Below are 7,217 nucleotides of genomic sequence, written 5' to 3'. Positions count from 1 at the left end.
TATTCCGTATCTGGGCGCTATACCGAGCCATAGGTCACCTCCTGTTCCATCTTGTTCTAGGTGACAACTATTATGGCAGAGCGCGGACAGTTGGAAATAAAGTTGTTTCATTTATTAGTAGACCAGCGATAAGACATTATTTGTTTAATACGTTAGTGAAAAGATTTTCTGATGACTGGAAACCGGCAGCTATCACAGGGCAAGGGAGTGTCGCTCAGTTTGATATTCTTCAAGATGATATAATCTCATCTGCTGAACTTGATGCTTTTGGATATATGTATACTATTGCAGAAGAGAATTCTTTAACAAGAAAGGCCCCAATTGGAATTACAAAAGCAGTAGCTCTTTATTCTTATAATCAAGATATGGCTTTTTACGCAAACCATGATCTTGTTCAAAGGGCCAATCAAAATGGGTTAAATATAACGCCAAATCCATTTCAAAGAGAAGAACATACATCTCTTTATAAATTAAGCTTTACTATAGACAGTAAAATCTTAGGAGAAGATAGCTTTATAGTTAATAACAAACCACAGTATGATGAAAAGGGAAAAACTTTAATTATAGAAGTAAAAAAACCTCAAAGTTTAATATTAGCAAATGTTGAAAAAAAGGTAGATGAAAATGATGAGAGTAATATTTGGTATGAATTGAATAATAAAAGAATTTACATTGACGGCAAAGAGATTAAGATAGAAGCTGAAATTGGTAAGAAAAGTAAAAAGAAGAAATCAGAAAAAGAAATTTTAACTATTGAATCAGCTTTGTCTGATCAAGGAGAAAAGGGAGAAAAATCAGTTGAACAAAAAGAAGATAATAAAGGTAAAAGTGATAAAAAGCAAAATAAACCTAAAATTGAAATTGAAGAATTTGAGGAAATAAAAGAAGATGAAAAAAAATATTATAAATTTTCTGTGACTAGAGAACCTCAATATGATGAGAATACAAAAGCCCTAATTATTGAAACTGGTATTGTAAAAACATTTAATAACATTGCTCCTAAAAATAATAGTCAGGATGAGTACGGAATCAAAAACAATAATAAGGTAATCGGAGAAATTAAGGTTGAAAATATATCAAATAATCTTTTCAAAGTTTCAGTTAAACTCTCTGATGAAATAAAAAAACGCCGCATCTGTCAAATCCTCACTGTCATCCACGATGGTCTTGTAGCTCATTCCAGCGGAGAAGACAACACTATTGTTCCTCTCTTTCTGATTGCGGCTCCTGTAAAAGTTCCTAGTCCAGTATTTCATCCTTACATTGATATTGTGATAGAAGAAGGAAAACCGAAGGTAATAGGTATTAAGGATTGTATTAATAATTCTTGGGTTGAAGAACAGAATGACCAGAGCAAAATCAAAAAAGTTTATATCAAAGATTGTGAACGGCTGAGTATAAGCAAAGAGGAAATCAAAGAAAAAACTTTTGGAAGTTGGAAAGAGTTTTTAAGTGCCTGTGGTTTGGAAAATTGCGAGTGTCATCCAGAAGAAAACTCTGAACGGTCTGATAACTCAGAAGCCTCTTCATCAACGACCACTCCTTCGGAAGACACAAATGGGGGGGGGAATCGTTAGGAACAAGACGTCGTGGAAGGCCAGGGAAAGCATAATACCAGCAACTCAAGGTGTTTCTGGATAAATGATAAAATAAGGAGAGAAATGGATGCCTATACTCAGACTTATAATATATCAACCACAGGCACATTACAGGATTCCTTTCACTTTTCAAAGGAGACATACCTATCCCATTCCTCCTTATTCAACCATAATAGGATTTTTGTGCAATGCTTGTGGAATTGATGATCAAAAAAAAGAAATTGATGTTAATCAAAACAAGATAAGACCATACGAGATTATAAAAGAGCTAAAGATTTCTATTGCTGGAAGATTCGAGGCAAAAATAACCGAAATGATCTGGTTCAGAAATCTAAGTAAAGAAGCACATGTTGGTACTTATGGTGAAATAAATAATAGAAAGAAAAATGGGCAAGTCGGTCATATTGGTGGGCAAGCACCAATGAAGATTGATGTTCTGGAAAATGTAGAGCTTATTATTTATTTGTATCATAATGAAAAAGATAAATTGGAATTTCTCGAAAACCTCCTCAAAGATCCTAAAGAAAGACTGCAGGTACTTCATATTGGACGGGCTGAGGATTGGATAGTTTATAAAGGCATATCAATTATTGATGAGAATAATTTTGAAATAAAAAGACAGGATGGGAGATATCCTTATTTTTTTTGGACACCTGAAAAGATTTTCAGTCCCCAAAATAACAACACTCTTAATTGGAATAATTTTGACGGACTTGTGTATAATCTGACAACATTTTCTTCTATAAAAAACTATGAGAGTCATTTCAATCACACTGGACAGAGAGAATATAAATACATAAGAGCAAAACTCAATGACGGGAAGATAATCAATACAGAATGTTTGTTCGATAAAGAATTAAATATACCAGTCTTTCTTGCTGATTTTAATCAAAGCAAAGGGGTACACAATGGCTGATAATAAAAATCAAATATTGGCAAAAGATAATGGAATAAGTCTAAAACTGCATACAAAAGATATATTAGATACATTCAATAAGTTGAATAACAAAACAACTCAAAATGATATCAAAGATTGTATTGAATTGGCTATAACGCTACATGATTTAGGGAAGGTCTTACCATATTTTCAAATTGTTGTATTGGGAAATAATAATTACGAGCCTTGCGATGTAGATAAAGAACTTAATATTTATCATTCATTAGCTTCAGTGTTATTTATAAATCAAGAAAAACTAAAAGAAAAACTATTAAACAATGATAAAAATCTTAAATATGTTCTTTCAGCTATCGCCTATCATCACTGGAAAAACTCTCTTGAAATGGATTTAAGATATGGAAGTGAGAAATTTGAAAAACTACTGAACTATACTTCAGAACAATTAGTAAAAAATTTACAAGATGAACTTAACGAATTGATAAACGGTGAAAATGATATTATCCAATTAAACAAGGCCATGCTTCAGGGTTTAGCCAATGGCCTTTCTTTTGCAGATTATGTTATTCCACCTTATCAACTTTACTGGCTTCCAAAGAGGATTGAATTAGATGAAGAAGGAAAGAAAAAATGGATTCTTATTAGTGGATTTTTACAGAGATGTGATCATTATGCGTCGTTTTGTGAAGAGAATAGTAATTCTAAAATTGAGAATATAGAAATAGAAAGTATAAGTACTGCAAATATTTTGACGGCGATAAAAAGTAAAATAGGTACTAATAATTCGATCTGGCAAGAATCAAAACTTAATAAAAAAGAAAATGATAAATTCAAATATAAAAATAACCTCATTCTCATTGCTCCCACAGGAAGTGGGAAGACAGAGTTTGCCTTTCTGTGGAGTGGTGGAGAGAAGTTTTTCTACACTCTGCCTTTACGAGCAGCGGTTGAACAAATTTATGACAGAGCCACAAAGATTTTTGGTGAAGACAAAACTGGACTTCTTCATAGTGATGCCGATGTTTATTTGTTGGGAGATGATTACAACTATGAAAGGTTGAAGGTTTATGATGTGGCCAAACAGCTTTCTTATCCTGTTATCGTATCAACAGGTGATCAGTTTTTCCCTTATGGTTTAAGACCTCCTGGCTATGAAAGAATTTATGCCACGTTTTCATATTCAAGGCTTGTGATTGACGAAATTCAGGCGTATGATCCGAAAGCTACAGCTATCATTGTCAAATTTGTCGAAGATATTTATAGGCTCGGTGGAAAATTTCTCTTGATGACAGCCACTCTTCCTGAGTATGTGAAAAAGGAAATAGAAGATCGAATAAAAAGCAATGGGGAGAAACATTTTGATGAACTCAATCTTTATGAAGAAGAGAAGTCAAAGTATCAAAATCTTAAAAAACACAAGCTATCTTTTGTAAATATCTCTAACAAGAAAAAAGACAAAAAAATAGATTTTACAATACCAGAGGAAATAATAAAAGATATAGTTTCTAAGGCGGAAGATAAAAGAGTGTTGGTTATTCTTAGCACAGTAAAACAAGCAAAGAATATCTATGAAAGAATTAAATCTTATATTGAAAAGAATAAAACTCAGAATATCATAAAAGATGAAAACATTATTCTTTTTCACTCTCAATTTACCTTGAATGAGAAACAAAGAATCAAGAATGAGATTGAGAATAAATTCAAAAATCCAAAAGATCAAAACGATAATGAAGGCAAAATCCTTGTAGCCACTCAGGTAGTCGAGGCTGCCATCGATATTGATACAGATATTCTCTATACCGAAATCTGTCCAATGGATGCTCTTGTCCAGAGAATGGGAAGAGTTTTGAGAAGGTATAAAAAGAATTTCGATTTAGATAAACAGAATGGAACCAGTGAAGTCAGTCCAAATATTTATGTTTTGGTTTTTAAAGAAGGTTATGAATCTGGAAATGGGAGAGTGTATGAGAGTGAGTTGATTGAGAAAACTCTTATTTTGTTAAAAGATGAAGGTAATGATACTAATTGGCAAGCTTATTATGATAACCTTAATACAGAAAAAGAAAAATTAAAGAAAAAAGATGATACCATTCCTGATGATAATTCAGAGATTTTAATGTCTGAATATTGCAAATATGATTTAGTTAAAAAGCTATATGAAATTTTAAATCCCAATGGTAAATATCTATCCAAATTTTATGAAACACTTTCTCTTCTTGACGCTGGCTTTATGTCTGATAGAAGAGAAGAAGCTCAAAGAATGTTCCGAGAAATAATGAATGCCAGTGTGATTGATATTGCCAAGAAAAATGATTTCATAAAAAAGGTTAAAAATTTAATTAATAGAAATGATTTAAACTACACAATATTCAAAAAAGAAATCATAGCGGAGTTTGTTATTTCAGTTACTTACTGGAACCTCGAGAAATTACAAGATGGAGTTGTTACACAATGGATAGAGCAGATTGAAATTTCTGATGATAACAAAAAAATAGTAAAATTAAAAGAATGGTGTAGTGATATTTTTATAGTAGATCTGAAAGATAAAAATAAAACCAATAAAAATGATGAAGATAATATTATATGATCACAGGAACTTATATTAATTACTATTTTCATTGCCCGCGGCATTTATGGCTTTTTGCAAAGAATATAAAATTGGAAGATACTTCTGAAGATGTAAAAATAGGGAAAATTATTTCTGAGTATACCTATGAGAGAAAAAAACATGAGATTCACTTATTTGGCGAGGAAGGTGAAGTGGTTATCGACTTTATAGATAAAAAAAGAAAAAAAGTTCATGAAATAAAAAAATCAAACAAAATGGAAGAGCTGCATATATGGCAATTGAAATATTATCTTTATGAGCTTGAAAAAAAAGGTGTCCACGGGTTTACTGGAGAAATAGATTATCCAAAACAAAAAAAAGTAATAAAAGTTAAGCTTTCTGAAGATGATAGAATTAAGATTAAAGATTCAATAAAAAAGATTGAAAAAATCTTGAGTTCAAAAATTACCCCACTCCCAATCAACAAACCCTACTGCAAAAAGTGTAGCTACTATGAGTTTTGTTACTGTTGAGGTTCTATGAAAGACTATTACATTTTTAAAAGCGGCCGTATAAGCCGTAAGGACAATTCAATCTTTCTTGAAACAAAAGATGGAGACATTCCCATCCCTGTAAATGATATTGATAGCCTTTATCTTTTTGGGGAAATAGACCTAAACACAAAGGCAATTAATTTTTTTGCTCAACAGGGAATAGTATTGCACTTTTTTAACTATTATGGCTGGTGGACCGGCAGCTTTTATCCGAGGGAAGAACTACTCTCGGGCGAAGTTATCGTTCATCAAGTAGAACATTATCTTGATCCCGGCAAAAGATTGGATCTTGCAAAAGAATTTGTACAAGGAGCAATTCATGGATTCATTTATAATCTAAAAAGGTATTCTCAGATCGGAGAGGATATTTTTGCTCATCTGAACAATTACAGCGAAAACATAAATAATCAACCAGATATTTCTGCTTTAATGGGCCTGGAAGGTAATGCAAGAGATTGCTATTATGGCGTCTTCCCTAAGATTATTAAGCAGGAAATCGAATTTGAAAAACGAGTTAAACATCCACCGGATAATATGATGAATGCTCTTATTTCTTTCGTTAACAGCCTTGTTTACACGGCTGTCATAAAAGAAATTTATCGAACCCAGTTAAATCCAACTATAAGTTATCTTCATGAACCTTCGTATCGAAGATTTTCCCTTGCCCTTGATGTAGCAGAGATATTCAAACCAATTTATGGGGATAGGGTCATATTTGATTTACTGAATAATCATCAAATTACAGAAAAGAATTTTGATAAGGAACTCAATTATTGTTACCTTAAGGAAGATGGCCGAAAAATCGTCGTTAAAGCCTTTGACGAAAAGATGAAAACCACGATTATTCACAAGAAATTAAAAAGAAAAGTAAGTTACCAGAAAATCATACGACTTGAGTTATACAAGTTAATTAAACACGTCATTGGCGAGACAACATACAAATCTTTTAGGGTATGGTGGTAATCCATGTACGTAATTCTTGTGTATGATATTTCGACAGAAACAAAAGAAGGGAGAAAGAGACTCCCAAAGGTTATGAAAAAATGCCGTGAATATCTTCACCACACCCAGAAATCTGTTTTTGAAGGAGAAATAACAGAAGCAAATTTTACTGCTTTAAAAACCTCGATTGAACGGATTATAAATGATAAAGAAGATTATGTGGTTTTTTACAGGTTAGACAATAAAAACAATCTCAGAAGAGAAAACATAGGGCTGGACTTTGATCCCACGGCGAACATTCTATAGCATTACCGCCGCTTCGAGAAAATTATACTTGATTTTCGGCCAATCTCTACGTATATTTTATTTCAAAATAAAGAAAAGCCCCCGTTTTTGTGACGGGTTTTAGCAGCCAAATATGGGATTTAAAGCCGTAGGTTTGCAAGAACCAGATAGTAAAATCTTCCGTTTTAGCAGCCAAATATGGGATTTAAAGTCAAAATCGTAATACGGTAAACCTATAGCCATCTGGTTTTAGCAGCCAAATATGGGATTTAAAGTCCTGTTCTGCAATTCTAAAAGTGATTCAAGTTCACGTTTTAGCAGCCAAATATGGGATTTAAAGAGTATTGAGGTAGATACTGGGGCTGATGCTGTCCAGGTTTTAGCAGCCAAATATG

Annotated in this window: 6 protein-coding genes; all 6 read left to right on the top strand. The window is 32.6% G+C overall.

What is annotated here, in order from left to right; all coding sequences use genetic code 11:
* On the top strand, nt 1-1,577 hold a 1,577-nt coding region (cas7i, locus tag C5O22_RS05280; RefSeq protein WP_132780150.1), incomplete at its 5' end, for a type I-B CRISPR-associated protein Cas7/Cst2/DevR.
* Between the two features lie 88 nt (nt 1,578-1,665).
* Nucleotides 1,666-2,514, top strand: coding sequence for a type I-B CRISPR-associated protein Cas5b (gene cas5b / locus C5O22_RS05275; RefSeq protein ID WP_132780149.1), 849 nt, complete (start codon nt 1,666-1,668; stop codon nt 2,512-2,514).
* Nucleotides 2,507-5,080, top strand: a complete 2,574-nt coding sequence (gene cas3, locus C5O22_RS05270; protein WP_132780148.1) for a CRISPR-associated helicase Cas3' — start codon at nt 2,507-2,509, stop codon at nt 5,078-5,080. The genes cas5b and cas3 overlap by 8 nt, the downstream gene beginning before the upstream one ends.
* Entirely contained in the window at nt 5,077-5,574 is a 498-nt protein-coding gene (gene cas4 / locus C5O22_RS05265) for a CRISPR-associated protein Cas4 (RefSeq protein WP_132780147.1), read from the top strand. Before cas3 ends, cas4 begins: the two co-directional genes overlap by 4 nt.
* A gap of 6 nt (nt 5,575-5,580) precedes the next feature.
* A complete protein-coding gene (cas1b, locus tag C5O22_RS05260) occupies nt 5,581-6,558 on the top strand; it encodes a type I-B CRISPR-associated endonuclease Cas1b (protein WP_132780146.1) in 978 nt (325 codons plus the stop codon).
* A gap of 3 nt (nt 6,559-6,561) precedes the next feature.
* Nucleotides 6,562-6,843 carry a CRISPR-associated endonuclease Cas2 gene (gene cas2, locus C5O22_RS05255; RefSeq protein WP_132780145.1) on the top strand — a complete coding sequence of 94 codons (282 nt, stop codon included), beginning with the start codon at nt 6,562-6,564 and terminating at the stop codon, nt 6,841-6,843.
* Nucleotides 6,844-7,217: the final 374 nt, after the last annotated feature.

This window comes from Treponema sp. J25 (assembly GCF_004343725.1).
GTDB lineage: Bacteria > Spirochaetota > Spirochaetia > Treponematales > Breznakiellaceae > J25.
Note: the sequence above shows the minus strand (reverse complement) of the source record. Positions and strands in the feature narration are given on the sequence as shown.